21 protein-coding genes are annotated in these 26,139 nt (G+C 70.3%); 1 reads left to right on the top strand and 20 read right to left on the bottom strand.

Annotated elements, in window-relative coordinates:
• Positions 1-54 precede the first annotated feature (54 nt).
• The 9 genes from tsaD to VFR64_17510 form a co-directional block, all read right to left on the bottom strand.
• Positions 55-1,056, bottom strand: a complete 1,002-nt coding sequence (gene tsaD / locus VFR64_17550; GenBank protein HET9491546.1) for a tRNA (adenosine(37)-N6)-threonylcarbamoyltransferase complex transferase subunit TsaD — start codon at positions 1,054-1,056, stop codon at positions 55-57.
• A 70-nt stretch (positions 1,057-1,126) separates the two neighbouring features.
• On the bottom strand, positions 1,127-2,362 hold the full coding sequence (locus VFR64_17545; protein HET9491545.1) for a S41 family peptidase: 1,236 nt from the start codon (positions 2,360-2,362) through the stop codon (positions 1,127-1,129).
• 10 nt (positions 2,363-2,372) lie between these two features.
• Positions 2,373-3,560 carry a peptidoglycan DD-metalloendopeptidase family protein gene (locus VFR64_17540; GenBank protein HET9491544.1) on the bottom strand — a complete coding sequence of 396 codons (1,188 nt, stop codon included), beginning with the start codon at positions 3,558-3,560 and terminating at the stop codon, positions 2,373-2,375.
• The gene (locus VFR64_17535; GenBank protein HET9491543.1) at positions 3,557-4,444 is read right to left on the bottom strand and encodes a permease-like cell division protein FtsX; all 888 of its coding nucleotides are present in this window, start codon (positions 4,442-4,444) and stop codon (positions 3,557-3,559) included. The genes VFR64_17540 and VFR64_17535 overlap by 4 nt, the downstream gene beginning before the upstream one ends.
• Positions 4,445-5,116, bottom strand: coding sequence for an ATP-binding cassette domain-containing protein (locus tag VFR64_17530; GenBank protein HET9491542.1), 672 nt, complete (start codon positions 5,114-5,116; stop codon positions 4,445-4,447).
• A gap of 13 nt (positions 5,117-5,129) precedes the next feature.
• On the bottom strand, positions 5,130-6,533 hold the full coding sequence (gene gatB, locus VFR64_17525; GenBank protein ID HET9491541.1) for an Asp-tRNA(Asn)/Glu-tRNA(Gln) amidotransferase subunit GatB: 1,404 nt from the start codon (positions 6,531-6,533) through the stop codon (positions 5,130-5,132).
• Positions 6,534-6,694: 161 nt separating this feature from the next.
• Positions 6,695-8,161, bottom strand: coding sequence for an Asp-tRNA(Asn)/Glu-tRNA(Gln) amidotransferase subunit GatA (gene gatA / locus VFR64_17520; GenBank protein HET9491540.1), 1,467 nt, complete (start codon positions 8,159-8,161; stop codon positions 6,695-6,697).
• A gap of 2 nt (positions 8,162-8,163) precedes the next feature.
• Complete coding sequence (gatC, locus tag VFR64_17515) at positions 8,164-8,454, bottom strand: Asp-tRNA(Asn)/Glu-tRNA(Gln) amidotransferase subunit GatC (protein HET9491539.1); 291 nt, start codon at positions 8,452-8,454, stop codon at positions 8,164-8,166.
• Entirely contained in the window at positions 8,451-10,604 is a 2,154-nt protein-coding gene (locus VFR64_17510; GenBank protein HET9491538.1) for a UvrD-helicase domain-containing protein, read from the bottom strand. The genes gatC and VFR64_17510 overlap by 4 nt, the downstream gene beginning before the upstream one ends.
• A 152-nt stretch (positions 10,605-10,756) precedes the next feature.
• On the opposite strand from VFR64_17510, the gene VFR64_17505 reads away from it, so the two are divergent.
• Entirely contained in the window at positions 10,757-11,626 is an 870-nt protein-coding gene (locus tag VFR64_17505) for a universal stress protein (GenBank protein ID HET9491537.1), read from the top strand.
• Positions 11,627-11,652: 26 nt separating this feature from the next.
• On the opposite strand, the gene glmS is transcribed toward VFR64_17505, so the two are convergent.
• The 11 genes from glmS to selB form a co-directional block, all read right to left on the bottom strand.
• Positions 11,653-13,494, bottom strand: coding sequence for a glutamine--fructose-6-phosphate transaminase (isomerizing) (glmS, locus tag VFR64_17500; GenBank protein HET9491536.1), 1,842 nt, complete (start codon positions 13,492-13,494; stop codon positions 11,653-11,655).
• Positions 13,495-13,497: 3 nt separating this feature from the next.
• Positions 13,498-14,892, bottom strand: coding sequence for a bifunctional UDP-N-acetylglucosamine diphosphorylase/glucosamine-1-phosphate N-acetyltransferase GlmU (gene glmU, locus VFR64_17495; GenBank protein ID HET9491535.1), 1,395 nt, complete (start codon positions 14,890-14,892; stop codon positions 13,498-13,500).
• 136 nt (positions 14,893-15,028) lie between these two features.
• Entirely contained in the window at positions 15,029-15,955 is a 927-nt protein-coding gene (locus tag VFR64_17490; GenBank protein HET9491534.1) for an RluA family pseudouridine synthase, read from the bottom strand.
• A complete protein-coding gene (gene lspA, locus VFR64_17485) occupies positions 15,952-16,434 on the bottom strand; it encodes a signal peptidase II (GenBank protein ID HET9491533.1) in 483 nt (160 codons plus the stop codon). Before lspA ends, VFR64_17490 begins: the two co-directional genes overlap by 4 nt.
• Positions 16,431-19,247, bottom strand: a complete 2,817-nt coding sequence (ileS, locus tag VFR64_17480; protein HET9491532.1) for an isoleucine--tRNA ligase — start codon at positions 19,245-19,247, stop codon at positions 16,431-16,433. The genes lspA and ileS overlap by 4 nt, the downstream gene beginning before the upstream one ends.
• A gap of 36 nt (positions 19,248-19,283) precedes the next feature.
• Complete coding sequence (locus tag VFR64_17475) at positions 19,284-19,892, bottom strand: aspartyl protease family protein (GenBank protein ID HET9491531.1); 609 nt, start codon at positions 19,890-19,892, stop codon at positions 19,284-19,286.
• Positions 19,893-19,901: 9 nt separating this feature from the next.
• A complete protein-coding gene (locus VFR64_17470) occupies positions 19,902-21,386 on the bottom strand; it encodes a hypothetical protein (protein HET9491530.1) in 1,485 nt (494 codons plus the stop codon).
• On the bottom strand, positions 21,349-22,947 hold the full coding sequence (locus VFR64_17465; protein HET9491529.1) for a hypothetical protein: 1,599 nt from the start codon (positions 22,945-22,947) through the stop codon (positions 21,349-21,351). Before VFR64_17465 ends, VFR64_17470 begins: the two co-directional genes overlap by 38 nt.
• Before the next feature lie 32 nt (positions 22,948-22,979).
• Entirely contained in the window at positions 22,980-23,909 is a 930-nt protein-coding gene (locus VFR64_17460) for an ROK family protein (protein HET9491528.1), read from the bottom strand.
• An 8-nt stretch (positions 23,910-23,917) separates the two neighbouring features.
• On the bottom strand, positions 23,918-24,109 hold the full coding sequence (tatA, locus tag VFR64_17455; GenBank protein HET9491527.1) for a twin-arginine translocase TatA/TatE family subunit: 192 nt from the start codon (positions 24,107-24,109) through the stop codon (positions 23,918-23,920).
• Between the two features lie 38 nt (positions 24,110-24,147).
• Positions 24,148-26,052 (bottom strand): selenocysteine-specific translation elongation factor, encoded by a 1,905-nt coding sequence (gene selB, locus VFR64_17450; protein HET9491526.1) that lies wholly within the window; start codon positions 26,050-26,052, stop codon positions 24,148-24,150.
• Positions 26,053-26,139: the final 87 nt, after the last annotated feature.

Genomic DNA, 26,139 nt, shown 5'->3' with positions numbered 1-26,139 from the left:
CGATCCCCCTGGGCGGTCCTTCTCCTGCCCGATCAGAGCCGAAACATTGCCTGCTCACGCCAGGGCCAGGTCGGGACGCGCGTTCATGTCCAGCCCCGCCCGCTCGCCCGCGGCCAGCCGCGCGGTGCCCGCCGCGGTGATCATGGCGGCGTTGTCGGTGCAGAGCCGGGGCGGCGGAATGTGCAGCGCGATCCCGTGCTCCTCCGCCTCGGCCCGCAGGGCCCGGCGCAGCGGCCCGTTCGCCGCGACACCGCCCGTGAGCACCACGCGCTTGACACCCAGGTGCAGCGCCGCCCGGATCGTCTTCCGGACCAGCATCTTGACCACCGCGGCCTGGAAGGAGGCCGCCACGTCGGCGACCTGGGCCGCCGACAACGGGCCGTGCCGCTTCACGTGGAGCGAGGCGAACGTCTTGATCCCGCTGAACGAGAAGTCGCGGGCGCCGTCGGTCATCTGGGCGAGCGGGAAGGCCACGGCGCGCGGGTCGCCCTGCTCGGCCGCCCGCTGGATGGCCGGCCCGCCCGGGAACCCCAGGCCCAGCAGCTTGGCGACCTTGTCGAAGGCTTCGCCGGCGGCGTCATCGCGGGTCTGGCCGACCAGGGCGTAACTCAGGGGCTCGCGCGCGTGATAGAGGGCCGTGTGGCCGCCCGAGACGACCAGTGCGAGGAACGGGTAGTCCGGCGGGTCCTCCGCCAGGAACGCCGCGTAGATGTGCCCCTCCAGGTGATTGACGCCGACCAGGGGCGTGCGGTTGACCCAGGCCATCGCCTTGGCCACCGAGCACCCGATCAGGAGCGAGCCGACAAGGCCCGGTCCCCGGGTCACGGCGATGCCGTCGAGGTCGCCCAGCTTGACGCCGGCATCGTCGAGGGCCCGCTGGATCACGGGCCCGATCACTTCCAGGTGACGCCGCGACGCCAGCTCGGGCACCACGCCGCCGTAGGGGGCATGAATCGCGTCCTGGGAGGCCACCACGTTGGACAGGATCCGCCGGCCGTCGGCGAGCACCGCCGCTGCCGTCTCGTCGCAGGAACTCTCGATACCGAGCACGATCATGGTCGTCAGGCGGGGAAAACAGGCGGGGGGCGGCGCATGCGCGCACCGCCCCCCACCGCCATGCAGCCCGTTACTTGGCTTGCGCCTGCGTGCCCGTCCCGCGCTGCTCCAGCACACGCATGGCCTTGATGACGTCGAGCGCCCGCTGCAGCTGGACGTCCCGCTTGAGCTCCTCCATGGGGTCGAGGGACGGGGGCGTGGGCGCCGCCGCCCCGTTCTTTTCCTTGGGCACTTCGACCTCGATGTCGGGCGTGATGCCCTTGCCGTGGATGGAGCGGCCCTTGGGAGTGAAGTACTTGGCCGTCGTGAGCCGGAGGCCGGAGCCGTCCGAGAGCGGGATGATGGTCTGGACGGAGCCCTTGCCGAAGCTCTGGGTGCCCACCACCACGGCCCGGTTGTAATCCTGCAGCGCGCCGGCCACGATCTCCGACGCGGAGGCGCTGCCCTGGTTGATCAGGACCACCATGGGGATCGTGTTGAGCGGTTTCTTGGCGTGGGCCGAGAACCGCATGTTCTGGTTGCGCACCCGGCCTTCCGTGTAGACGACGAGCTTGCCGTCGTCCAGGAACTTCTCGGCGACCTCCACGGCCGCGGTCAGCAGGCCGCCCGGGTTGTTGCGCAGGTCCAGCACCATGGCCTTCTTCCCGGCCTTGGTGAACTTCTCCAGCGCCGCCTCCACGTCGTGGGCCGTCTGCTCCTGGAACTGGCGGAGGCGCAGGTAGCCGATGCCGTTCTCCAGATCATGGGTCCGCACGGACTGCACGCGGATCTGCTCCCGCATGATCTCGATGTCCTTGGGCTCCGTCCAGCCTTCCCGCGCCACGGAAATGGTGACCTTGGTGCCCGGCCGGCCCCGCATCCGCTTCACCGCGTCGGACAGCTGCATGTCCTTGGTGACGATGCCGTCGATCTTGATGATCCGGTCGCCGGAGTGGATACCGGCGCGGTAGGCCGGTGTGCCCTCGATGGGGGCCACCACGGTCAGGATGTCGTCGCGCAGTGTGATCTCGATGCCCAGACCGCCGAAGCTGCCCGACGTCTCCACCTGCATCTCACGATAGCTGTCCGGGTCCAGGAACGAGCTGTGAGGGTCGAGACCGCGCAGCGTCCCCTTGATGGCGCTGTAGATCAGATCGCGGGGCGGCACCTCGTCGACGTACTGGTTCTGAACGATCGACAGCACCTCGGTGAACAGCTTGAGCTGCTCGTACGTCGCGCCGCTCTCCGGGCTCTTACTGGCCACCGAGCCGCCGAGCGACAGCGTGAGCACCACCAGCAGCGACCCGATGACGAACGCCTTCTTCATGAAGCCCCCCTCACCCCGGTTGGCGGAGCCAGTCGGCGGGGTCGAGTGCCCGGCCCTGGTACCGCACCTCAAAGTACAGCCGCGCTCCCTCCAGCGACCCCGTGTCCCCCACGGTCCCGATCCGCTGGCCCTGTCGAACGTCCTCGCCTTCCTTCACGCCGATCTCGGCGATGTGCGCATAGATCGTGTAGTAATCGTGCCCATGGTCAAGAATAATCAAATTCCCGTAGCCTTTAAACCACCCCGTATAGACGACGTGGCCCCCGTACACCGCGGCGATCTCGGTCCCCTCGGGGGCCTCGATGTCCACCCCATTCCGGAACGTTCGCGTCCCGAACCGGGGGTGCACCTGAGCGCCGAAGCCGTTCACCATCCGGCCGTCGGTCGGCCAGGGCAGGCGGCCCCGGAAGGCGCCGAATCCCGTCCGCGGGGTGTCGCCGGGCAGGCGCGGGGGCCCCTTGGCCGCCCGGCGCTGCTTGGCCGCCAGGTCACGGATGAAGGCCTCCAGGCGCCGGGACGCTTCCGTGAGCTCGCCGACCATGCGGTCGTGGTAGGCCCGCTCACCCCGGACCTTGGCCAACAATCTCCGCCGGTTGGCCGCCTCCCGGTCCGCCGCCGCCTGCTCACGCTTGGCCTCGGCTCGAAGCCCGGCCAGCTCGGTCCTGCGCGCTTCCTCCCGCTGCTTACGGTCGGTAAGGCGGCCCGAAGTGACACGATACTCTTGAATCAGGCGGGCGTCCAGAGCGGCCAGGCTGGCCAGATGGCGGATGGCGGCGATGCGATCCATGGGGTTGTGGTCGCTGACCAGGATCGGGAGCGCCGCCCCCCGGGCATGGATCTTGTACATGACGCGTAGCCGGCGGGCCAGCGCGCGCTCCTGCCCGCCACGATGGCCCTCCAGGCGCACGATGTCACCCCGCAGCCCGGTGATCTCGCTCTGCAGCCGCCGGACCTGGCGATCGAGCCGCACCGCCTCGCGCCGCTTGTCCGCCAGACGCCGCTCGGTCTCCTCGAGCTCGACCAGGAGCGAGCTCTCCCGCCGGCGCGCCGCGGCCGCCTTCTCGCGTTCGTGCTTGAGCTGACGCTGGGTTTCCTGCAGCCGCTGCTGCTGCTTGCGCAGCGGGTCCTCCCGCCGGGACTGGGCCTCGGCCGTCACGACCAGCAGGAGGACCCCGGCCAGCGCGAGCAGGCCTCTCACACCGCGCCTCGCCGCCCCCGGGTGAGCCAGCCCCCGAGACCCCCCAGGCCCGCTCCGGCGAGCACCAGCGTGAGCATGCCGGCCGGCGTGAGGAACTCCAGGCGCGGCAGCCCGATGGTGAGATTCGTCAGGGGCTCCAGCCACGGCGCCGCCACGTGATGAGCGGTCCGTAGCACGAGCAGGGCCAGGACCGCGCCGAGCAGTCCCTGGATCATGCCCTGGAGCAGCAGCGGCAGACGGATCGCCACCTCCGGCGCTCCCACCAGCCGCATGATCTCGGTCTCCTGTCGGCGTGCGTGGAGCACCAGGGTGGTCGCCGTCGTCACCGTGAGGATCGCGGCCAGCGCGAGCACGGCGCCCACGCCCAGACCGATGACGGCCAGCAACCGCTGCCAGTGGGCGAGGCGCTCGATCCATTCGAGCCCGCCCTCGACCTCCTCGACCTCCGGCAGGGCCGCCAGCCGCTCGATGAGGAGCCGGACGCCGTCCGGGGTGGCCGCGGCGCCGGCAGGCGTGATTTCTATCGACGCCGGCAGCGGGTTGCTGGGCAGCTGCTCGGCGACGTCGGCATCCTTGCCCAGGATCTTTTTCAGGTCGGCGAGCGCTTCGGCCTTCCCGACGTAGCGCACGCTGCCCACGCCGGGGACCGCCAGCGCCAGGCGGACCAGGTTCGGAATCTCCGACGCCGGCGGCTCGCGCTTGAGGTACACGATGATGCGCGCGTGGCGGCGCCACTCGCTGACGGCGCGCCCCAGATTCGTGGAGGCCAGCCAGAACGCGCCCGCCGCGCCCAGGGACAGCGTGATCAGCATCACGGCGCTCACGGCCACCCGGCCAGCCCGTCGGACGTCGCGCAGCGCCTCGCCGACGAGGAAGCCGAACATCTAGCCCTGGTCCTTGACCAGCCGCCCGCCCTCCAGCACGAGCGTGCGTCGGCGCAGGGCGGCGGCCAGCCGGCCCTGATGGGTGGCCAGGAGCACCGTGGTGCCGCCCAGCCAGATGTCCCGGATGATGCCGAGCACCTCGGCGGCCATGCCCTCGTCGAGCGTCCCGGCCGGCTCGTCCGCGATCAGCAGCGGCTGCCGGCGCACGATGGCGCGAGCCAGCGCCACGCGTTGGGCCTCGCCCTGGCTGAGATGCGACGGGTACGCCTGGGCGCGCGAGGACAGGCCGACGGCCCGGAGCGCCTCGAAGGCTCGCGCCGTGATCTCCCGCCGCGGAGTGCCGGTGACCCGGAGCACGAACGCGATGTTCTCGTACACGGTCCGGCCGGGGAGGAGCTTGGCGTCCTGGAACACCACGCCGATGGAGCGCCGCAGGGTCTGGACCTGCCGCCGCCCCAGGCGGGAGAGCGACTGGCCCAGCACCTCCACCTCACCCTCGGTGGGGATCTCATCGCGATAGAGCAGGCGGAGCAGCGTGGTCTTGCCGGCGCCCGTCGGCCCGGTGACGACGACGTACTCGCCCTTGTCGATGCGGAACGACACGTCGACGAGGGCCGGAACTTTGAGAGGCCCGGCGGCGAAGACCTTCGAGACGCGGTGCAGCTCAATCACGGGGGCGAGTCGATTATAGCTGCCCGCCTTTTGCATCCGAGAGTTTCTCCTCCAGGAGTCGCGTCACGACGGCGGGATTGGCCTTGCCTTGCGTGGCTTTCATCACCAGGCCCATCAGCGCCTTGGCCGCCGCCGCCCGGCCGCGCCGATAGTCTTCCACCGGTTTGGGGTTGTCGGCGAGCACGCGGTCCACGATCGCGGCCAGGGCTCCGACGTCGGCGACCTGCGTGAGCCCTTCGCGCTGGACGATCGTGTCGGCCGCCTCGCCGGTGCGCAGCATCCTCTCGAACACGTCCTTGGCGATCTTGCCGCTGATGGTGCCGTCGTCGATCAGGCGCAGGAGCCCGGCCAGGCGCGCCGGCGTGAGGGGTGTCGTCCGCAGCGCGCGCTCGTCGTCGCCCGGCAGCGCGCGGAGGAGCTCGGACATGACCCAGTTGGAGACGATCTTGGGGTTGCCAAACTCGCCGACCGCCTGCTCGAAGTACTCGGCCAGGGCTCGGCTCTGCGTGAGCACGCCGGCGTCGTAGGCCGGCAGCCCGTACTGGGTCACGAAGCGGTGGCGGCGGGCCCGGGGCAGCTCGGGCAGATTCCGCCGCAGCTCGTCGATCCAGGCGTCAGGCAAGGCCAGCGGGGGGAGGTCGGGCTCGGGGAAATAGCGGTAGTCGTGCGCGTATTCCTTGGTGCGCATGGCCCGCGTGTATCCGCGCTCGGCGTCCCACAGGCGCGTCTCCTGGACGATCCGCTCGCCGGCCCCGAGCGCCCGCGCCTGCCGCTCGATCTCGAACTCCAGCGCGCGCTGCACGTTGCGGAACGAGTTCATGTTCTTGATCTCGACCTTGGTGCCCAGCGTGGCGGCCCCGCGCGGCCGGAGCGAGACGTTGGCGTCGCAGCGCAGCGAGCCCTCCTCCATGTTGCCGTCGCAGACGCCGAGGTCGACCAGGACGGCACGGAACGCCTTGAGGTACGCAGCCGCCTCCTCGGGGGAGCGGAGGTCGGGCCGCGACACCGTCTCCATGAGCGGCACGCCGGCGCGGTTGTAGTCGACCAGGCTCGACTGCGCGGCCTCGAGCGTGCCCTCGTGCACGAGCTTGCCGACGTCTTCCTCCAGGTGCAGGCGCTCGATGCCGATGCGTCGCGTGGTGCCATCGGGCAGGTCGATCTCCAGCCAGCCCTCCTCGGCGAGCGGCTCCTCGTACTGGCTGATCTGATAGTTCTTGGGCATGTCGGGGTAGTAGTAGTGCTTGCGCGCGAACCGGCACGCCGTGTTGATACGACAGTTGAAGGCCAGCGCGGTGCGGATCCCGAACTCGACGGCCCGGCGGTTGATGACCGGCAGCACCCCCGGCATGCCCTGGCACACCGGGCACGTCTGCGTGTTGGGCGCGGCGCCGAACGCGGTCGGGCAACCGCAGAACATCTTGGATCGCGTCAGCAGCTGGGCATGGACCTCGAGCCCGATAACCACCTCGGAGGGGGGCTTCGCTACCTCGGAGGGGGGCTTCGCCCCCCTTCCGATACCTCCCCCCAGGGTTGCGCCGGCGGAGCCGGCGCTCGGATCGCGATTCGAACTGGGTGCGCTCATGGCAGCTTCGGTCTCTGGGTGTGCCAGGGCGTGGCTTGCTCGTAGGCGTAGGCGGCGCGCAGGACTCGGGCTTCGTCGAAGGGTCGTCCGATGAGCTGCAGCCCGATGGGCAGCCCGGCCGCGCTGTGGCCACAGGGGACCGACACCGCGGGCAGTCCCGTCAAGTTCACCGGGATGGTGAAGGCGTCGTTGAGGTACATGGCCAGGGGGTCCTCTTTCTCGCCGAACTTGAACGCCACGTTGGGCGTGGTGGGCGCGACGATCAGGTCCACGTCCGCGAAGGCGGTCTCGAAGTCCCGGCGCACCAGCGTGCGCACGCGCTGGGCCCGCCCGTAGTACGCGTCGTAGTACCCGGCCGACAGCGCGTAGGTCCCCAGCATGATCCGCCGCCGCACCTCGGCGCCGAAGCCCGCGGCGCGGGTGCGTCCCGACATCTCCACCAGGTCCCTGGCCTCGGCCACGCGCAGGCCGTACTTCACGCCGTCGTAACGGGCCAGGTTCGACGACGCCTCGGCCGGCGCGATCACGTAATAGGCAGCCAGGGCGTACTGGGTGACCGGCAGCGAGATGGGCCGGGTGCGAGCCCCCAGCTCCTCGAGGAGCCTGATGGCCTCGCGCACCGCGCTCTCGACGTCTCGATCGATCCCTTCGCTGAAATACTCCTGGGGCACGCCGAGAACCAGACCCCGCACGTCGCTGGCCAGTGCCGCGTCGTAGTCGGGCACCGGCTCGTCGACCGACGTCGAGTCGAGCGCGTCGACGCCGGCGATAGCCCCCAGGACCAGGGCCGCGTCGCGCACGTCCTTGGTCAACGGCCCGATCTGGTCGAGCGACGAGGCGAAGGCGACCAGGCCGTAGCGGGAGACCCGTCCGTAGGTCGGCTTCAGGCCGACCACCCCGCAGAAGGCGGCCGGCTGGCGGATGGAGCCGCCGGTATCGGTGCCCAGCGCTCCCGCCGCGAGATCGGCCGCCACCGCCGCGGCCGAGCCCCCGGACGAGCCGCCCGGCACACGGCCGAGGTCCCAGGGATTGCGGGTCGGCTGAAAGGCCGAGTGCTCGGTAGACGAGCCCATGGCGAACTCGTCCATGTTGGTCTTGCCCAGCATCACCGCGCCGCCGCCCGCCAGGCGGGTCACCACGGTCGCATCGTAGGGCGGCACGAACTCGTGGAGAATCCGGGAGGCGCAGGTCGTGCGCACGCCGCGGGTGCAGAGGACGTCCTTGAGCGCGAGCGGCACCCCGTCCAGCGGACTCGCCGGCGCGCCAGCCCGATACCGCCGGTCAGCGGCCTCGGCGGCGGCGCGGGCGCCGTCGGCGGTCACCGTGAGATAGGCCCCGACCTGGGGATCGAGCGCATCGAGGCGGGCCAGGTACGCTTCCAGCGCCCGGGCGGGCGATGTCTCTCCCCGGCGGAAGGCGTCCGTCAGCTCGTGAGCGGTCAGGCGCGTGAGGTCCGTCGCCAGCCTCAATCCTCCAGGATGCGGGGGACCCGGAAGAACTCGCCGGCCCGCTCGGGGGCGTTGGCCATCATCGCCTCCCGATCGAAACACGGGCGGACGTCGTCCTCGCGCATGACGTTGCGCAGCGGGACCGCGTGGGCGGTGGGCTCGACACCGTCGATCGGCAGCTCCCGCAGCTTCTCGATGTAGTCGAGGATCGCCGTCAGCTGGGTGGCCATCCGCGCCTTCTCAGCCTCGGACAGGGCCAGGCGGGCCAGCCGGGCCACGTGCTCCACGTCCTTGAGCTCGATCGTCATAGCTCCTCCAGGTGCGCGTACTGCAGGGACAAACGCTTGCGGCCGACGCTGGCGAAGCGCACGGTGACGATGACGTCGCTTCCCTCCTTCTCGACGCCGACCACCATGCCCTCGCCCCAGCGCGCGTGTCTCACCTTGGCCCCGACGCGCATGGGCAGGTCGTCGTCCAGCGAGGCCGAGGGCTCGGCCAGGCTGGCCGGCGGGCCGGGCTCGGGCCGCGCGTTGAGCGCGGTCAGCTCCGCTTCCGGCATCTCCCGCAGGAAGCGCGACGGCTCGCCGACGCCATAGCCGTGGATCCGCCGGTGGAGCGCCCAGGTGAGGTAGAGCCGCTCCCGGGCCCGCGTGATCCCAACATAGCAGAGGCGGCGCTCCTCCTCGATCTCCTCGGGCTCGTTGAGCGACCGCGCGTGGGGGAAGACGCCCTCTTCCATCCCCGTCAGGAAGACGACGGGGAATTCGAGCCCCTTGGCGGCATGCAGCGTCATGAGCGTCACCCGAGACTGGCTGTGATCCCATTCGTCGACGTCGGTCATCAGCGCGATGCCGTCGAGGAAGCCGGCCAGCGTCGGCTCGGCCTGGGCCACCGTGTAGTCCTCGGCGGCGGCCACGAGCTCCTCCAGGTTTTCCAGCCGCGCCTCGGCCTCGGGCGAGCGCTCTTGTTTGAGGGCGTCGCGGTACCCGGACAGGTCGAGCACGAGATCGATGAAGGCCGGCGGCGGCAGCACCCCCTGCTGGGCAGCCAGGCGCGGGAACAGCGCGGCGAAGTCCTCGAGCGCCTTGCGGGCGCGACCCCGCACGTCCAGCGGCGGGTCGGCCGCCGCGGCCAGCAGCGGGGCACCCGCGCGCGCCGCCACCTCGTCCAGCCGGGCCAGCGTCGTCGGCCCGATGCCCCGCGCCGGCGCCTGCACGGCGCGCCGGAACGCCACGTCGTCGCCGGGGTTCAGGGTGAGGCGGAGGTACGCCAGGACGTCCTTGATCTCCTTGCGCTCGTAGAACCGCACGCCGCCCACGATGGCGTACGGGATCCGGGCCCGGCGCAGGGCGTCCTCCAGCACGCGCGACTGGGCGTTGGTCCGGTAGAAGACGGCCACGCCGTCCCAGGACACGACCTCGGCGCGCAGCCCGAGGATGGCCTGGGCCACGAAGTTGGCCTCCTCGTGCTCGTCCCACGCCCGGTAGAGCCGGGCCTTCTGCCCCTCGGGATTCATCGTCCACAGGCTCTTGTCCTTGCGCTGCACGTTGTGGGCGATGACGGCCGAGGCCAGGGTCAGGACGCGCTGGGTGGAGCGATAGTTCTGCTCGAGGCGGACGACCCGCGTGCCGGGAAAGTCGCGCTCGAAGTCCAGGATGTTGCGGATGTCCGCTCCTCTCCATGCGTAGATCGACTGGTCGGGGTCTCCCACGACGCAGATGTTCCGGTGCTCGCCGGTGAGGAGGCGGATGATCTTGTACTGGGCCCGGTTGGTATCCTGGTACTCGTCGACCAGCACGTGGCGCCAGAGGCCGCGGTACCAGCCCAGCACCTCCGGCACCTCTTCGAGGAGCCGCCCGGTCAACAGCAGGAGGTCGTCGAAATCGACCGCGCCGACCTCGCGCAGGCGCTTTTCGTACCGCGAGTAGACCAGGGCCGCTTTCTGCTCCCAGGGGCCCCGGGCATCGCGAAGGGCTTCGGCCACGGTGACCATCTGGTTCTTGAGATAGGAGATGCGGTGCACGGCGGCGGCCGGCGTGAAGGCCCGGTCGGCGAGCTCGCCCTCCTTCATGCATTCCTTGACCAGGGCCAGCCGGTCGTCCTCGTCGTAGATCACGAAGTGCGGCGGCAGCGCGATGAACGAGCCATGCTGGCGCAGGATGCGCACGCAGGCCGAGTGAAACGTGGCGATGAGGGGCGCCTTCAGGCCCACCGGGAGCAGCAGGTCGTCCACCCGGCGCGCCATCTCCTCGGCCGCCTTGTTGGTGAAGGTGACCGCAATGACGTTGCGGGGCGACACGCCCTGCACGCCGATGAGCCAGGCGATGCGGTAGGCGATGACGCGCGTCTTGCCGCTGCCGGCCCCGGCCAGCACGAGCAGCGGCCCATCCCCGGCGGTGACAGCGTCGCGTTGGGCGGGGTTCAGATCCTCGAGGAGACGCTCAAGTCCGGCAGACACCGAGAAATTGTACCTCCCCACGCGGTCGCCGTGCGAGAACCGGGCTCGTATGGGCATCGGGACCGGTACGGACTCGTACGCGCCACCCAAGCCGTGAGTGCAGGTGTAAGATAGCCGTACCGGGCCCTCGTCGATAAGATTCCCCTGGCGCGATGACCGACGACCTCTCCATCGTCGACAGCATCCTGCACCCCTCCGACTTCTCGGAGGCCAGCGAGGTCGCCTTCGCTCACGCGCTCAAGGCCGCGCTGATCGCCCGGTCTCGGCTCACCCTCCTCCACGTCTCGCCAGACATGACCGCCGAGTGGAGCGACTTTCCTGGCGTCCGTCAGACGCTGGAGCGCTGGGGCCTTCTCCCGCCCAACAGTCCCCGATCCGCGGTGCCCAAGCTCGGGATCGATGTGGACAAGGTCATCGCTCACGAGCACAACCCCGTGTCGTCCGTACTCCGCTACCTCGCGACCCATCCGGCCGACCTCATCGTCCTGGCGACGCATCAGCACGAGGGCCGCACACACTGGCTCCACCGGTCCGTCGCCGAACCCGTAGCGCGCAAGTCAGGTCAGGCCACACTCTTCGTGCCGCATGGTACGAGAGGCTTCGTCTCCCTGCGCGATGGCTCGGTCTCGCTGAAGAACATTCTGATCCCCGTCGCCCCGACGCCGCGGGCATGGCCAGCGGTCGAGGCCGCGGCGAGGCTGGTCCATCGCTTATCCTGCCCGACTGGAACGTTCAATCTGCTCTACGTCGGGGCGGTAGGCGACATGCCGGCGTCGAGTCCGTCGCCGGTGCCGGGGTGGCGGTGGAACAAGATCTCCCGGGACGGCGACGTCGTCGAGACCATTCTGGACACAGCCGGGAGCACGAGCGCTGACCTCATCGTCATGACGACCGACGGACGGAACGGTTTCCTGGACGCGCTACGGGGCAGTCATAGCGAACGCGTCCTTCGCCGGAGCCCCTGTCCACTCCTGGGGATTCCGGCCCAGGCATTCGTCAGCGAGGCGCTCAGACCGGAGTAGCGATCGTTGTCCTGGCCGGGGACCGATCACTCCACGGTCACCGACTTGGCCAGGTTGCGGGGCTGGTCGACGTCGCAGCCGCGCCGCACGGCGATGTGGTACGCCAGCAGCTGCAGGGGCACGACGGTGATGATCGGCGCCACCAGGTCAGCGGCCGGCGGCACCTCGATGATGTGCTGGGCCTTGGCCGACACGAGCCGATCGCCGGTCTGCACGACCGCGATGACCTGGCCTTCGCGGGCCCGGACCTCCTCGATGTTGCCCAGCATGCGCTCGTAGGAGCCGTCGCGCGGCGCCAGGGCCACCACGGGCATCCCGTCGTCGATGAGGGCAATGGGGCCGTGCTTCATCTCGCCGCCGGCATACCCTTCAGCGTGGATGTAGGAGATCTCCTTGAGCTTCAGGGCGCCTTCCAGCGCGATCGGGTGCTGGAGCCCCCGTCCCAGATAGAGGAAATCACGCGCGCTCGACAGGTGCCGGGCCAGGGCCGCGATCTGGCCCTCCAGCTCCAGCGTCTGCTCGATCAGCCGGGGCACCTCCACCAGGTCGCGGATCCGCTTGCGCACGTCCTCGGCGGTGAGCACGCCGCGCTGGCGCCCCAGCCAGAGGCCCAGGAGGTAGACGGCGACGATCATCGCCGTGAAGGCCTTGGTGGAGGCGACGCCGATCTCGGGGCCGGCGTGCATGTAGATGGTCCCTGTCGCCTCCCGGGCGAGCGCCGAGCCGACCACGTTGGTGATCGTCAGGATCGGACAACCCTTGAGGCGGGCGGCCTTGACCGCGCCGATGGTGTCGGCGGTTTCCCCGGACTGGGACACGGCCACCACCAGCGTCTCGGGACCGACGACCGCGTCGCGGTAGCGAAACTCCGAGCCGAGGTCCGACTCCGCCGGCAGGCCGGCCAGGCGCTCGACCATCGTCCGGCCCAGCATCGACGCATGGAAGGCCGTCCCGCAGGCGACGAAGACCACCCGCTGCAAGCCGCGCACGGTCTCGGGGTCGAGGTTCACATCGGGAAGCACGACCGTCCCCGTCTCCGGGGCGATCCGTCCCCGGAAGGTGTCGGTCACCGCCCGCGGCTGCTCGTAGATCTCCTTGAGCATGAAGTGTCGGTAGCCCCCCTTCTCCGCCATGAGGGGGTCCCAGAGAATGCGCACCGGCTCCCGCTGGACCGGCTGGTCATCCAGGGTGGACAGCACCACGCCCTCCGCGGTGACCACGGCCACCTCGCCGTCCTCCAGGATCACGACGTCGCGGGTATGGGACAGGATCGCCGGAATGTCGGAGGCGACGAACATCTCGCCGCTGCCCAGTCCGATCACCACGCTGCCGGCCCCGTGCTTGGCGGCCACCAGCCGGTTCGGCGCCGTGCTGGACATCACCCCGACGGCGTAGGAGCCCTTGAAGTCCCCCAGCGCCCGCTTGACGGCCGCCTCCAGCCGCGGCGTCGTCTTCAGATGCTGCTCGATCAGGTGGGCGAGCACCTCCGTGTCGGTCTCGGATTTGAAGGCGTGGCCGTCGGCCTTGAGCTGCTCCTTGATCTCCAGATAGTTTTCCAGAATGCCGTTGTGGACGACGACCAGCGTTCCCGAGCAATCGGTGTGGGGGTGCGCGTTGTCGTCGGACGGACGGCCGTGGGTCGCCCAGCGGGTATGGCCCACTCCCAACGACCCGGTCAACGGCCGCTCCTTGAGGATCGCTTCCAGGGTCTTGATGCGACCGGCCGCCCGGCGGACCTGGAGCTGACCGTTGCTGCCGAGCACCGCCACGCCGGCCGAGTCGTAGCCGCGATACTCCAGCCGCTTGAGCCCGTCGACGATGATCCCGACGGCACTCTTGTCTCCCACATAGCCGACGATCCCGCACATGGGCTACTCGTCCTTCCTGGGCGTCCCCGACGTGCCTCGGCGGGTTGCCCGCCGGGCCACCCAGCCCTCCTTGACCACCTGGCTGGAGCGCTCGACGGCGAGCGCGCCCGGCGGCACGTCCTTGGTGATGACCGAGCCCGAGCCGATGTAGGCGCCCTCGCCGACGGTGAGCGGCGCCACCAGGCTGGCGTTGGTTCCGATGAAGGCGCCGTCGCCGATGACCGTCTGGCTCTTGGTGGCGCCGTCGTAGTTGCAGGTGATGGCCCCGGCGCCGATGTTGACGTCGTCGCCGACGGTGGCGTCGCCGATGTAGGCCAGGTGGTTGGCCTTGGCCCCCCGGCCGATGCGCGACTGCTTGACCTCCACGAAGTTGCCGATCCGGGCCCGGGCCCCGACATGGACGTGGGGACGCAGGTGGCAGAACGGCCCCAGCTGGGCGCCTTCTTCGATGACGGCCGCGCTGAGCACGCAATAGGGCTTGAGCGTCACGCGGTCGGCCAGGCGGCTGGCGGCGATCTGGCAGCCGGCGCCGATGACGCACTCGGCGCCGATCTCCGTGGCACCCTCGATCACCACATTGGGATAGACGACCGTATCGGAGCCGATGCTGACGGTGTCCTCGATGAAGGTGCTGGCCGGGTCCAGCAGCGTGACTCCGGCCTCCATGAGCGCGTCGAGGATCCGCCGGCGCTGCACCGCGGCCACCGCGGCCAGCTGGCGGCGATCGTTCACCCCCTGGGCCTCCACCGGGTCGGGCACGGCGATCGCTTCCACACGGGCCCCGGCCCGGGAGAGGGCCCCGATCACATCCGTCAGGTAGTACTCGCCCTGATCGTTGTCGGATCGCACCGTATCCAGCGACGGCCAGAGCCGCCGCGCCTGGAAGCAATAGACGGCGGTGTTGATCTCGGTGACCCTGCGCTGGTCGTCGGTGGCGTCTCGCTCTTCGACGATCCGGGTGACCCGGCCGCGCTGCCGGAGCACCCGGCCGTAGCCCTGCGGCGCGTCGACGTTGGCGGTGAGGATCGTCGCGGCGGCGCCGGTCGTGGCGTGGTGGGTGACGAGCCGCTCGATGGTCTCCGCGGTCAGCAGGGGCATGTCGCCGGGCAGCACGAGAATCGTCCCGTCTTCGGCCTCCGGCCGGGCCTGCAGGACGGCGTGTCCGGTGCCCAGTCGCTCGCCCTGCACCACGGCCCTGATCCCGGGCCCGGCTGCCTCGATGACTTCATCGGCATCTGGAGGCACGACGAGCACGATCCGATCGGACAGGGTGCGCGCGATGCGCAGGACATAACCGATGAGGGGACGTCCGCACAGACGATGGAGCACTTTGGGTCGACGCGACCGCATGCGCTTTCCCTCGCCGGCCGCCAGGATGATGACTGTCAGCGCGTCCATTCGGCGCCATTCATTCTAGCACCGGGGTTGGAGCAATCACCGCGCCAGATCGTGTGATCTTCGATCTACGTCGCCTGCCGGGAGCGGGGACGGAACGGCGTGGGTCGTGACGCCTGGCGCTGCACACCGGCGTGGGCTATGCGGTGTCTCGAAGATGGGACAGCAGGCGCTCCATCCGTACCGGAAGAGGCGAAGTGAATTCCAGCCGTTCTTGAGTAATCGGGTGCAGGAAGCCCAGCTCCGCGGCATGCAAGGCCAACCCTTCGAAGGCAACCGCCAGGCGGCCCCGGGCTCGCCCGTAGGTCAGATCTCCGACCACCGGATGGCCGAGCGAGGCCATGTGCACGCGAATCTGATGGGTACGGCCGGTCTCGAGCCGCACTTCCAGGTAGGTGAACCTCGGGAAGCGCTCGAGGACGCGGTACCGGGTCGTCGCGCGCTTGCCGCGGCCGGGGGGCCGAATGGCCATTCGTTGCCGGTGGTGCGGATCGCGCCCGATGGCAGCGTCCACGACACCCTCGGCGAGCCCGACCCGGCCGTGCACCACCGTCCGATAGCGCCGCTGCACCTTGCGCGCGGCGAGCTGGCCGGTCAGCGAATCGTAGGCGGCTGTGGTCTTGGCGAGCACCAGGAGCCCGGACGTTCCCTTGTCGAGCCGGTGGACCACGCCGGGCCGGCGCGGCCCTCCCACGCCGGCCGTCTCGGGGGCGTGAGCCAGAACCGCCGCGGCCAGGGTGCCGCGGGCGTGGCCGGCGCCGGGGTGCACGACCATGCCGGCCGGCTTGTCGACGACGAGAACCTGCTCGTCCTCGTAGACGATGGCCAGGGCGATCGGCTCGGGCTCGAGCGGCTGGCTCGGCACCGGCGGCATCTCGAGGGCAACGGCCTCACCGCCACGCAGACGGTGCGAGGCTTTGCGCACGGCGCCGTCCACGTGGACGCGGCCGCTGTCGATCAATTCCTGGATCTTGGCCCGCGACAGCTCGGGCACCGCATCGGCGAGCCACCGGTCGAGCCGCGCGCCCTCGGCCACGGCGGTGACCCGCAACCGCCGCTCGGTCACGCCGATGATGCCCGCGCCGATGGCCCGGTGAGCAGGCGCAGAGCGAGCAGCACCACTCCCACGGTGATGGCCGAGTCGGCGACGTTGAAGGCCGGCCAGTGCCACCCGCGATAGTGCACGTCGATGAAGTCCACGACCGCCCCGAAGCGGGCACGGTCGATGAGATTGCCGACGGCCCCGCCGAAGATGAGGCCGATCGCCGTCCGGTCGAGCACCGTGCCCGGGGTGAGGATGCGCATAGCCATCCGGGCCAGCACGAAGAGCGCGGCCAGTGACAGGACGGCGACGATCCAGCGCCAGGGCCCGGGCAGCCCGCCCAGCAGGCCGAAGGCCAGCCCGGGGTTGAGCACCAGGGTGAGCGCCAGGAAGCCGTCGATCAACGGCACCATCACGCCGGGGCTCAGGCGCTCCAGCACGATGAGCTTGGTGAGCTGATCGAGGACGATGATCACGCCCGCGATCGTTAGCACCGCGCTCATGCGCGGGCCGTGATCACCGGCAGGCAGCGCTCGCAGAGCGTAGGGTGCGCGGGGCTCTCGCCCACGCGGAGGCTGTAGCGCCAGCAGCGCTCGCACTTGCGGCCCGGCGCGCGGCCGATGGCGATGACCAGCCCGGGAATCTCGCTACTCTCGGTCGGCGTCAGCAGCGCGTCGGGCGGCGGCTCTTCGAACAGCCGCACGTCGGAGACGATGAACAGCGTGGGGAGCACCTCCCGCTTGGCGCGCAGCAGGGCCGGCAGGTCCTCGGGCGCCGACGGGATCCACACCGCCGCCTCCAGGCCGCTGCCGATCTGCTTCTTGGCCCGCACCGTCTCCAGCGCCTTGGCTACCTCCCGGCGCACCTCGAGCAGACGGTCCCACTCGCCCTTGAGCCGGTCGTCGATCCACTCCAGCGGGACCTCGGGGAAGCGCTCCAGGTGCACGGACTCCCCGTGGGCGCCGGGCGCCAGCCGCCAGGCCTCCTCGGCCGTGAACGTCAGGATCGGCGTCATGAGCCGCAGCAGCGCGCCCAGGATGTCGTGGCACGCGGTCTGGGCGGCCCGCCGCGCCGGATCGTCCGGGGCCGACGTGTAGAGGCGATCCTTGATGATGTCCAGGTACTGCGCGGACAGATCCACGGCGCAGAAGTTGTGCACGGCGTGAAAGGCCGTATGGAACTGGTACTCCTCGTACGCCCGGGTGACGCGGTCGACCAGTCGGGCCAGCCGATCGAGGATCCAGCGGTCGACCTCGTCGAGCCCGGCCGACGGGTGCCGGTCCCGGGCCGGGTCGAAGTCGTAGAGGTTGCCCAGGAGGAACCGATAGGTGTTGCGGATCCGCCGGTACGCGTCGGCCAGGCGGTCCAGGATCTCGGTCGAGAGCCGGATGTCCTCGGTGTAGTCTTCGGCGGCCGCCCACAGGCGCAGGATCTCCGCCCCGTACCTGGGGATGAGCTCCTCGGGCGCCACGTAGTTCCCCTGGGACTTCGACATCTTGCGGCCCTCGCCGTCGACGACGAAACCGTGGGTCAGCACGCTACGGTACGGCGCCTGGCCTCGCGTGCCGATGGCCTCCAGGAGCGAGGAGTGAAACCACCCGCGGTGCTGGTCCGAGCCTTCCAGGTACATCTCGGCGGGCCACCGCAGCTCGGGCCGGGTCTCCAGCACGGCGGCATGGCTGCACCCGGAGTCGAACCAGACGTCGAGGATGTCCGTCTCCTTGCGAAATTCGGCGCCGCCGCACCGCGGACACCGTACGTCGGGCGGCAGCAGCTCGCGCGCCGAGCGCGCGTGCCACTCTTCGGCGCCGCGTCCGGCCCGGAAGATCGCCGCCACGTGCTCGACGAGGCGCTCTTCCAGGAGCAGGGCGCCGCACGGCTCGCAGTAGAAGGCCACGATGGGCACCCCCCACACCCGCTGGCGGGAGATCGTCCAGTCCGGGCGATGCGCGACCATGTTGAAGATCCGCTCCTCGCCCCACGCCGGAATCCAGCGCACCCGGTGGCGGATGGCCTCGAGCGCGCGCTCGCGCAGGCCGTCCTTGTCCAGGGCGATGAACCACTGCTCGGTAGCCCGAAACAGCGTGGGGTTCTTGCATCGCCAGCAGTGCGGATAGGTGTGGGTCAGCTCCACCTGGGCCAGCAGGGCGCCGGTCGCTCGCAGGTGCTCGATGATGCGGGAATTGGCTTCCCACACCGTGAGCCCGGCGAAGTGCGGGACATCGGCCATGAAGCGCCCATCGTCGTCGACGGGATTCTCGATGCGCAGGCCCAGCCGCTTGCCGAGCTCGTAGTCCTCCTCGCCGTGCCCGGGGGCGATGTGCACGAGCCCGGTGCCGGTGTCCATGGCCACGAAGTCCGCGGCGGCCACCGGGCCCGTGCGATCCAGCCAGGGATGGCGGAACTCGAGCCCGGCCAGGGCGCGGCCGGGCAGCGCGCCCACCGGCCGCGCGTCGCGGAGTCGGGCCACCCGGGCGAGATCCTCGGCCCGCTTGGCCGCGACCACCAGCGTCTCGCCGCCGACGGCGAGAACCACGTACTCCTCGTCGGGGTGGACGGCGATGGCGAGGTTGGCGGGCAACGTCCACGGCGTCGTGGTCCAGATGACCAGCGAGGCCTGGCCCGGCCCGCTCACCCCCGGCAAGGCCGACACCAGCGCGAACTTGACGTAGACCGACGGGGTCCGCTGCTCCTCGTATTCCACCTCGGCCTGGGCCAGCGCAGTCTTGCAGTACATGCACCAGTGCACCGGCTTGAGCCCCTTGTAGACGAGCCCGCGTCCGACGAAGCGCCCGAGCTCCCTGGCGATGACGGCCTGGTAGGCCGGCGCCATGGTGATGTAAGGATTCTGCCAGTCGCCGAAGACGCCCAGGCGCTTGAACTCCTCGCGCTGGATATCGACGTACCGGGAGGCGTATTCGCGACAGCGGCGGATCTTCTCCAGGGGATCCATCGCCCGCCGCACGTCCACGCCGGGTTGATCGAGGCCGAGCTCTTTGTCCACCTGGTGCTCGATGGGCAGGCCGTGACAGTCCCAGCCCGGGACATAGACGGCGTTGTGACCCATCATCGCCCGCGACTTGACGACGATGTCCTTGAGGATCTTGTTGAGGGCGGTGCCCATGTGGATGTGACCGTTGGCGTACGGCGGGCCGTCGTGCAGGATCCACAGCGGCCGATCGGCCGCCGCCTCCCGCAGCCGTTTGTAGAGCCCGAGCTCATCCCACCAGGCCAGCAGCTTGGGCTCGCTCTCGGGCAAGTTGGCCCTCATGGGGAAGGCCGTTTTCGGTAGATTTAGCGTGCTCTTGTAGTCCATGACGAGAGCGTCATGGTATCACGGTGACGCCGGGCGCTACTTGGGGTCCAGCGTGACGACGCCGGCGCCGGAGTCGATGCTGACATTGAACAGGGCCAGAAAGTCCTGGCCGAGCAGACCGTCCGTGTGCGGCATCTCCATGTCGTAGGCGACCACCATCAGGCGGTCGACCCGCGCCCCGCCGACCTCGAGCGAGTCCACGACCACGCGCTGGACCTCGACTTCCGCGTCCCGGGCCAGACCGCGCGCGCGTACCACCTGGGCACCGTCGGTGAGGGAGACGCCGGCCGCCTCCAGCACTCGCGGACTGATCAGCGTGGCCGCCGCTCCCGTGTCCAGCATGAGCCGGCACGTCACGGAGCCGTTCACCCGAGCCTCCACGATGATCTGACGGCCCGGCGAGAAGCGGATGACGGTCTCCCGCGACGGGCCCCGCGCAGGCGCCATCACCGGGGCCGCAGGCGACAGGCGCGGGCTCACCATCACGGCTTGACTCCGATAGCGGGCGGGAACGTTCGCCAGCCCCTCGGCGAAATGGGCGGTCCCCTGCTCGTCGGTCCACCGGTAGATCTGGGCCCGGGCTGGCGAGGTAACGCTGCAGGTGAGGACGAGGATGGCCAGCGCGGCCGCCGCGGCACGCGTCATCTGTTTCGATCATAGCGCACAGCGAATGACCCGATAGACAACCATTTCCGGCCCCCCCGCGACCACATTGCGGGTGAGCCGCACCGCGTAGATCGGTTCCAGCAGCGACCGGCGGGCCGTCAGGTCCGGAAACCAGTCGGGGAAGACGATCACGAAGTCCGGGCAGGTCCGCGACACGAAGTCGATCACACCCGCCTCCCCCCGGCGCCGGTAGGGGGCGATCTCCGGTGTGACGAGCCCCATGAGGTCGATCACCTGCCGGCGCGAGACGTACGCGATGGCGCCCACGTCGTTGAGGGCCAGGCGCGCTCGCGGGGGCACATGGCTGTCGACCCAGTGCCCCAGGTGGACTTGCATGGCGTTGATGTTCTGGACCGCCCAGCCGTAGCGCTCGGCCGCTCGCGGGAGCAGAGCCAGGGCGACGACGAGGTAGATCGCGATCCCGGCGCGTTGCCACCGGCCGGAGATCGGCAGGGCGGCGGCGACGACGACCAGCGCCAGGGGCAGCAAGTGCATCGAATAACGCCCCTCCTGAAATCCCGGCCCGCGGTAGGGCGCCAGAAGCGCCATGGCCAGCGGGTGAACGACGAGGCCGAGCGCAGGCAGACCCAGGGCAGGCCCGTGCCGGCGCCAGGCCTGCACGACGCCGATCGGGATCACCAGGGGCAGGAGCCAATGCGTCGCCGCGAGCCAGCCCACCCACTCGCGGCCGAACTGCCATGGGCGCTCCAGCAGCGCGCGGCGCAGCGAAACGTCGGCGCCGGCGAGCCAGCCCACGAGCCCGCCTTCGACCTTGGCCGCGACGGTGGCGGGCAGCGGCGTCCCGGTCGTGGCGAGATTGAATACCACCGACGGCGCGAGCAGCAGCGCCGCAATCGCTCCGAAGATGGCCAGCCGCCTCGCGCGTGGCGGGCGCGCGAGGGCGAAGAGCGGAATCAGGATGGCGCTCTCCGGGCGGGCCAGCGGGGCCAGGGCGGCGAGCCCGGCGACCAGCCCCGGGCGGTCATGAGCGTGGGCCGCCAGCGCCGCGCTCACCAGGAGCGCGGCCAGCGAGACTTCCATGCCGGACAGCGCGCCCCAGGCCAGGGCGGCCGTCCAGACCAGGGCGAACGCGGTGCCGGTGGCCGCCAGAGGGGTCGCTCCCCACGCGAGCGCGGCCTGGCGGCTCACGAGGGCGGCGCTCGCGGTCAGGACGACGCCGAGGACCTTGGTGGCCAGCAAAGAAGGTCCCACCAGGGCGAAGGCGCCGCCGAGCACGAGCGTCCACAGCGGGGCCGTCGATCCCGCGACGGGCGTCCCCGGGTTGTAGGAGAACCCTGCGCCTTCAGCGAGGTTCCTGGCGAAGTGCCGATGGATCCAGGCGTCGTCGAGGGGCAGGCCGGGGGCGCCGGCGATCCACCGCTCGGCGGCGACAAACGCCGCCACAGCGGCGACCGTGGCGAGGACGACGAGGAGGCTAGCGCTCCGCGCGCCCACCGCGCGGAGTGTCGGCAACGAAGGTATAGCCCGCGTACCGCATGGGCAGGCGCCGCACCGGCAGCGTGTAGATATACCGGCCATGGGGCAGGGTGATCTCCTGCAGGCCGGCCGGGCGTTCCACACCGGGATTCCAGTGATCCACGAACCACACCAGCTGCCTGACCGTCGATGGCACGACGATCGTCGCCCCCGGCGTACGCGACATCGCGCGGGCCAGCCGCGGCGCGTAGAAGCCCGGTGGCCGGTCGCCCGATTGCAGCTCGTAGATGGGATATTCGGGCAGGTAGTACATGCCGTGCCTCAGCCAGGGATACGACCGGGGGTTGCCGAGCTCGGTGATGAGCAGCGTGTCGTCGGGGCGGTAGAGACCGCGGATGGCCCGCACATAGGTCTGCAGCACCGCCTCGTGCTCCCGGAGGGCTGCCGCCGTGTGGCTCAGAACCCGGTCGGACAGGTCCTCCTCGGCCATGCGCGCCCAGCCCGGCTCGGCGCGCTCGAAATCCCGGGTGGTCGGGCGCGCGCTGACGAAGAACGCGCCGTTGACGAGGACGATCACGACCACCGCAGCGATCGCGACGACCGCACGTCGGCGGGAATGAGCTGCGCCCTGGGCACCGGCCAGCGCGGTGATCAAGACGTGCGACAGGAAGATGACCAGCGCCGGAAGGAAGGTCAGGACGTAGCCGGGCTGACCGAAATGAACGAGCGTGTAGACCGCCACCGGCGTGGCCGCCCAGCCGAGCAGGAACCACTCACGCTCCCGCCAGCCGTGACGCCGGATGTACCAGGGCACCAGGCCGGCGGCCAGGGCCAGCGGTCCCAGGCCCACGAGCACCGACTCGAGCAGATGACGCGAAACCCGCAGCGTCGTCTCGAGCCGGCCGGCCATCACCGATGTCGGCGTGATCACCTCGGCGACCAGGTCGGCCGACGCGGTCAAGTAACGTTCGAGTCCACCCGTGAGCCAGATCATCGGCAGGGCCCAGCTGAGCACGGCCAGGGTGAGGAGGGCCAGCCCTACGGCCACCACCCGCGCCCGCCGCGGGCCGATCGCCGCCGAGCCGAGCCACAACGGCAACAACAGGACCAGGATGGACTGCCGGAGCCCGCCGACCAGCCCGAGGCAGGCGGCGCCTATCCAGGCGTAGTGTCGACTTCCCCGGAGCGATCGGAACGCGAAGTAGGCAACCGTCGAGGCGCCGAGCGCCTCACCGGCATACGTCAAGCCGACCGAGCCGTAGAACCAGAAGAGCGGGCTCACGGCAAGGAGCGCCGCCGCCGCCAGCGCGGTGGCGCGCCCGTAGATGGCGAGGGCGAGATAGTAGACGACGAACGTCGTCAACCCACTGAAGAGCACGGCCAGCACCACGTAGGCGGCCGGCGGGTCGTTCAGCCAGGCGTCGATCAGCCGGCCCAGCCCCACGTAGAGCACGTAGCCCGGCGGATGTGGCTGGTGCTTGGCCACGTCGTATTCCTGCAGGGCGAGCGCGAACTGCACCGCGTCCCAGTTGTAGAGCATGCGCGCCCGGTAAGGCAGGCGGGACAGCACGGTCAGCACGCTCAGAGTGGCCGCCACCGCGAGGTCGGAGCAAAGCGCCCGGCCGCCCGTCAGGCGGCCTCCGACGCGAGCGCGGCGACGCCGATCACACCGCTCCAGTCGCCGAGCTTCGCGCGCTCGATTCGCAGCCCGCGCGCCAGGATGGTGGTGAGCCGGGGGACGCCGGTGCTCACCGTCTGGAAGAGCCGGGGCACCGTCTCGATGACACCGCCGCCCAGCACCAGGACCTCGGGATTGAGCAGCGTCACGTAGTTGGCGACGCCCAGCGTGAGAAACCGCTCGGCATCCTGCCAGACCTCCCTTGCGAAGCGATCGCCGGCCTCGGCAGCGGCCTGCACCATGGAAGCGGTGAGCCGGGCGGGGTCGCTCTGCGTCGCCTCCGCCAGGCAGGTCGGCACGCCGGCGGCCAGGGCCAGCCTCAGGCGCCGTTGAAAGCCGCTCCCCGACACGTACTGCTCCAGACAGCCGCGTTGCTTGCACGGGCACGGCAGGCCGTCCCACACCACCTGGGTGTGGCCGACCTCACCGGCCCCGTTGTCGGCGCCGCGCCAGATGGCGCCGTTCAACACGGCGCCGGAGCCGACGCCGGTTCCCACGAATACGGCCACGAGGCTCCGCGCGCCCGCCCCGGCACCGTGAGCGAACTCGCCCCAGGCGGCGGCGCGGACGTCGTTCTCCACGGTGAGCCGGACCCCGAGCCTCTTCCGCAACTCCGAGGCGAGGGGAACGTCGTGCCACCCCAGGTTGGGCGCATAGACCACCGTGCCGGTCTCGGGATGGATCTGCCCCGCACACGCCACGCCCACGGCGTCGACAGAGGGATGCGAGGCGAGCAGTTGGCCGATGGATTCGGTGAGCCTGGTGAGGACGGCGGCGGGACCGCGCTCAGCTTCGGTGAGGCACTCGACCCGGGAGACGACTTCCCCGTCGGCTGTCACGGCCCCGGCGCGGATGCGGGTGCCGCCGACGTCGACGCCGATCCGTAGGGTTACGCCTGCTTCTCCTCTTCTCGCTTGGTGGCGGCGCTCGAATCCTCCGCCTTGACCTCGTTCACTCCCTTCTTGAACTCCTTGACACTCGACCCCAACGAGCGCGCCAGTTCCGGCAGCCGGTTGGCTCCGAAGAGGATCAACACGATCACCAGAATGATGAGGAGTTCCTGGTAGCCCAGCCCAAACATAGCGCACCCCTTTCCAGCGCCTCCACCATACCCCGCGCCTACCCGCCCCGCAAGACCCGCTTCTCCCCCACCCGGGCCGTGACCCGGCGGGCGTCCAGGTGCTCCAGGAGCGGGATGGCGTACTTGCGTGAGATACCGAGCAGGTCCTTGATGTCTCCCGGCGCGATCTCCTTGCGCTCGCGCAGAAGGCTCACGACCTTGTCCTGGATGGCGTCCAGGGCCGAGGCGTGGAAGTAGAGCGACTCCTTGACCCGCACGAGCTTCCGGTCCGCCACCAGCAACTGGAACAGCTCGTGCTCCTCGTCGCCCTTGAGGCCTGCCCGCCCGAGCGCCTCCTCCGGGCTCGGGGGGGCCGCCTCCGCCTTGAGAAACTCCTGCTCGATCCGGTCGACGGAGCGCTGCTGGTCCGGGCTCAGCCGGACCACGTGGGAGCCCAGCCGGACCTTGTCGCGCTCGGTCCGTACTCGGCCCTCCGCGTCGAGCGCGGCCAGCAGGTGGGCGAAGATGCGCTCGTCCGGCGCCCCCGCGCGCCCTCTGAGCTCCTCGCGCGACATGCCCGAACGCAGCGGGTTCGCACGGTGAAACTGCTCGAGGGCCCCGACGACCAGGTCGCGGAGCCGATCGTAGCTCTCGGGATGGATGAACCAGTCGCGCTCGATGGCCAGGACCCGACGCTCGGCCTCGAGCCGGCCCAGGATCTGTCGCAATTGCTCGGGGCCGAAAGGGGCCCGACCGGCCAGCGCGCTGGCTCGCACGCCGGCCGTCCCCACGTGACGCACATGCTCCTCGGCCACCTCTTCCGGGGTGCCGCGCTCCAGCAGCGCGAGATGCGCGAGCAGGGAGGGGGCCTTGCGCCGGAAACGGGGAGGGTCCACGTCGAGCAGCGTGCCGCCCCCGATCGTGACGATGGGTGAGTAGGAGCGGACCACGAACCGATCGCCGGGCACGGCGACCACGGGCGCCTCCAGACGTAAGCGGGCGAAGGCCCGTTCGCCGGGAAGCAGCTCGGGCCGGCCGACCAGGAGCACGCGGGCCATGATCTCGCTCGTCCCGGCGTGAAAGCGGACGCGGTCCCGGAGCTTGAGGGGGCGCGGAGCCTCGGCCAGCAGCTCCAGCGTCCCATCGACCAGGCGCGATGGGACGAGCGTTCCAGCGAGACCGACCACGTCACCACGCTCCACGGCCGCCCGCTCGATACCCTGGAAGTTGACGGCTGTCCGCTGGCCGGCCCGGGCCTCCGTCACGGACCGGCCGTGAGTCTGTAGCCCGCGGATCTTGGCGTTGAGCCCCTTCGGGTAGATCTCGACCCGGTCGTCCACCGCCAGTCGCCCCGCCATCAGCGTGCCGGTCACCACCGTGCCGAATCCTTTCACGGTGAAGACGCGGTCGACGGGCAGGCGGGGGAGCTCGTCGACCCGTCGGGGCGACACCGTCGTGGCAATCTGCCCCAGCGTCGTCCGGAGCTCGGGCAGGCCCGCGCCGGTTTTGGCGGACACGGCCAGGAGGGGAGCGCCGTCCAGGAAGGTCCCGTGCACCAGCGTGGCCACGTCGTCGCGGACCAGCTCGAGCCAGTCGGCCTCGACCAGGTCGGCCTTGGTGAGGACCACCAGTCCGGTCTTGATGTGAAGCAGCGAGCAGATGGCCAGGTGCTCACGGGTTTGCGGCATGACGCCCTCGTCGGCCGCCACGACCAGCATGGCGACGTCGATTCCCCCCACGCCGGCCAGCATGTTCTTCACGAAGCGCTCGTGACCGGGCACGTCGACGATCTCGATCGTGAGCCCGCCGGGCTCCTCCAGGAAGGCGAAGCCGAGGTCGATGGTGATCCCTCGGGCCTTTTCTTCGGGTAACCGGTCGGTGTCGATACCGGTCAGGGCCTTGACGAGGGCGGTCTTGCCGTGATCGATGTGCCCCGCGGTGCCGACGACGACGTGTTTGGGCATGACGGCAGGGGTTCCCGCGCCCGCTATTTACTGTAGCGGGGCCCGCGAGCCCGGTTTGGTTTGTTGTAGCGGGGACCGTGAGCCCGG

The sequence above is a fragment of the Candidatus Methylomirabilota bacterium genome (assembly GCA_035709005.1).
GTDB lineage: Bacteria > Methylomirabilota > Methylomirabilia > Rokubacteriales > CSP1-6 > 40CM-4-69-5.
Note: the sequence above shows the minus strand (reverse complement) of the source record. Positions and strands in the feature narration are given on the sequence as shown.

Bases quoted from the DNA above. Each gene is read 5' to 3' on its own strand.
- VFR64_17475 (HET9491531.1), bottom strand. From the start codon at position 19,892: ATGACGCGTGCCGCGGCGGCCGCGCTGGCCATCCTCGTCCTCACCTGC.
- tatA (HET9491527.1), bottom strand. From the start codon at position 24,109: ATGTTTGGGCTGGGCTACCAGGAACTCCTCATCATTCTGGTGATCGTG.
- tsaD (HET9491546.1), bottom strand. From the start codon at position 1,056: ATGATCGTGCTCGGTATCGAGAGTTCCTGCGACGAGACGGCAGCGGCG.
- ileS (HET9491532.1), bottom strand. From the start codon at position 19,247: ATGGACTACAAGAGCACGCTAAATCTACCGAAAACGGCCTTCCCCATG.
- gatC (HET9491539.1), bottom strand. From the start codon at position 8,454: ATGACGATCGAGCTCAAGGACGTGGAGCACGTGGCCCGGCTGGCCCGC.
- lspA (HET9491533.1), bottom strand. From the start codon at position 16,434: ATGAGCGCGGTGCTAACGATCGCGGGCGTGATCATCGTCCTCGATCAG.
- VFR64_17545 (HET9491545.1), bottom strand. From the start codon at position 2,362: ATGAAGAAGGCGTTCGTCATCGGGTCGCTGCTGGTGGTGCTCACGCTG.
- gatB (HET9491541.1), bottom strand. From the start codon at position 6,533: ATGTTCTGCGGTTGCCCGACCGCGTTCGGCGCCGCGCCCAACACGCAG.
- VFR64_17535 (HET9491543.1), bottom strand. From the start codon at position 4,444: ATGTTCGGCTTCCTCGTCGGCGAGGCGCTGCGCGACGTCCGACGGGCT.
- selB (HET9491526.1), bottom strand. From the start codon at position 26,052: ATGCCCAAACACGTCGTCGTCGGCACCGCGGGGCACATCGATCACGGC.
- glmU (HET9491535.1), bottom strand. From the start codon at position 14,892: ATGGACGCGCTGACAGTCATCATCCTGGCGGCCGGCGAGGGAAAGCGC.
- glmS (HET9491536.1), bottom strand. From the start codon at position 13,494: ATGTGCGGGATCGTCGGCTATGTGGGAGACAAGAGTGCCGTCGGGATC.
- VFR64_17505 (HET9491537.1), top strand. From the start codon at position 10,757: ATGACCGACGACCTCTCCATCGTCGACAGCATCCTGCACCCCTCCGAC.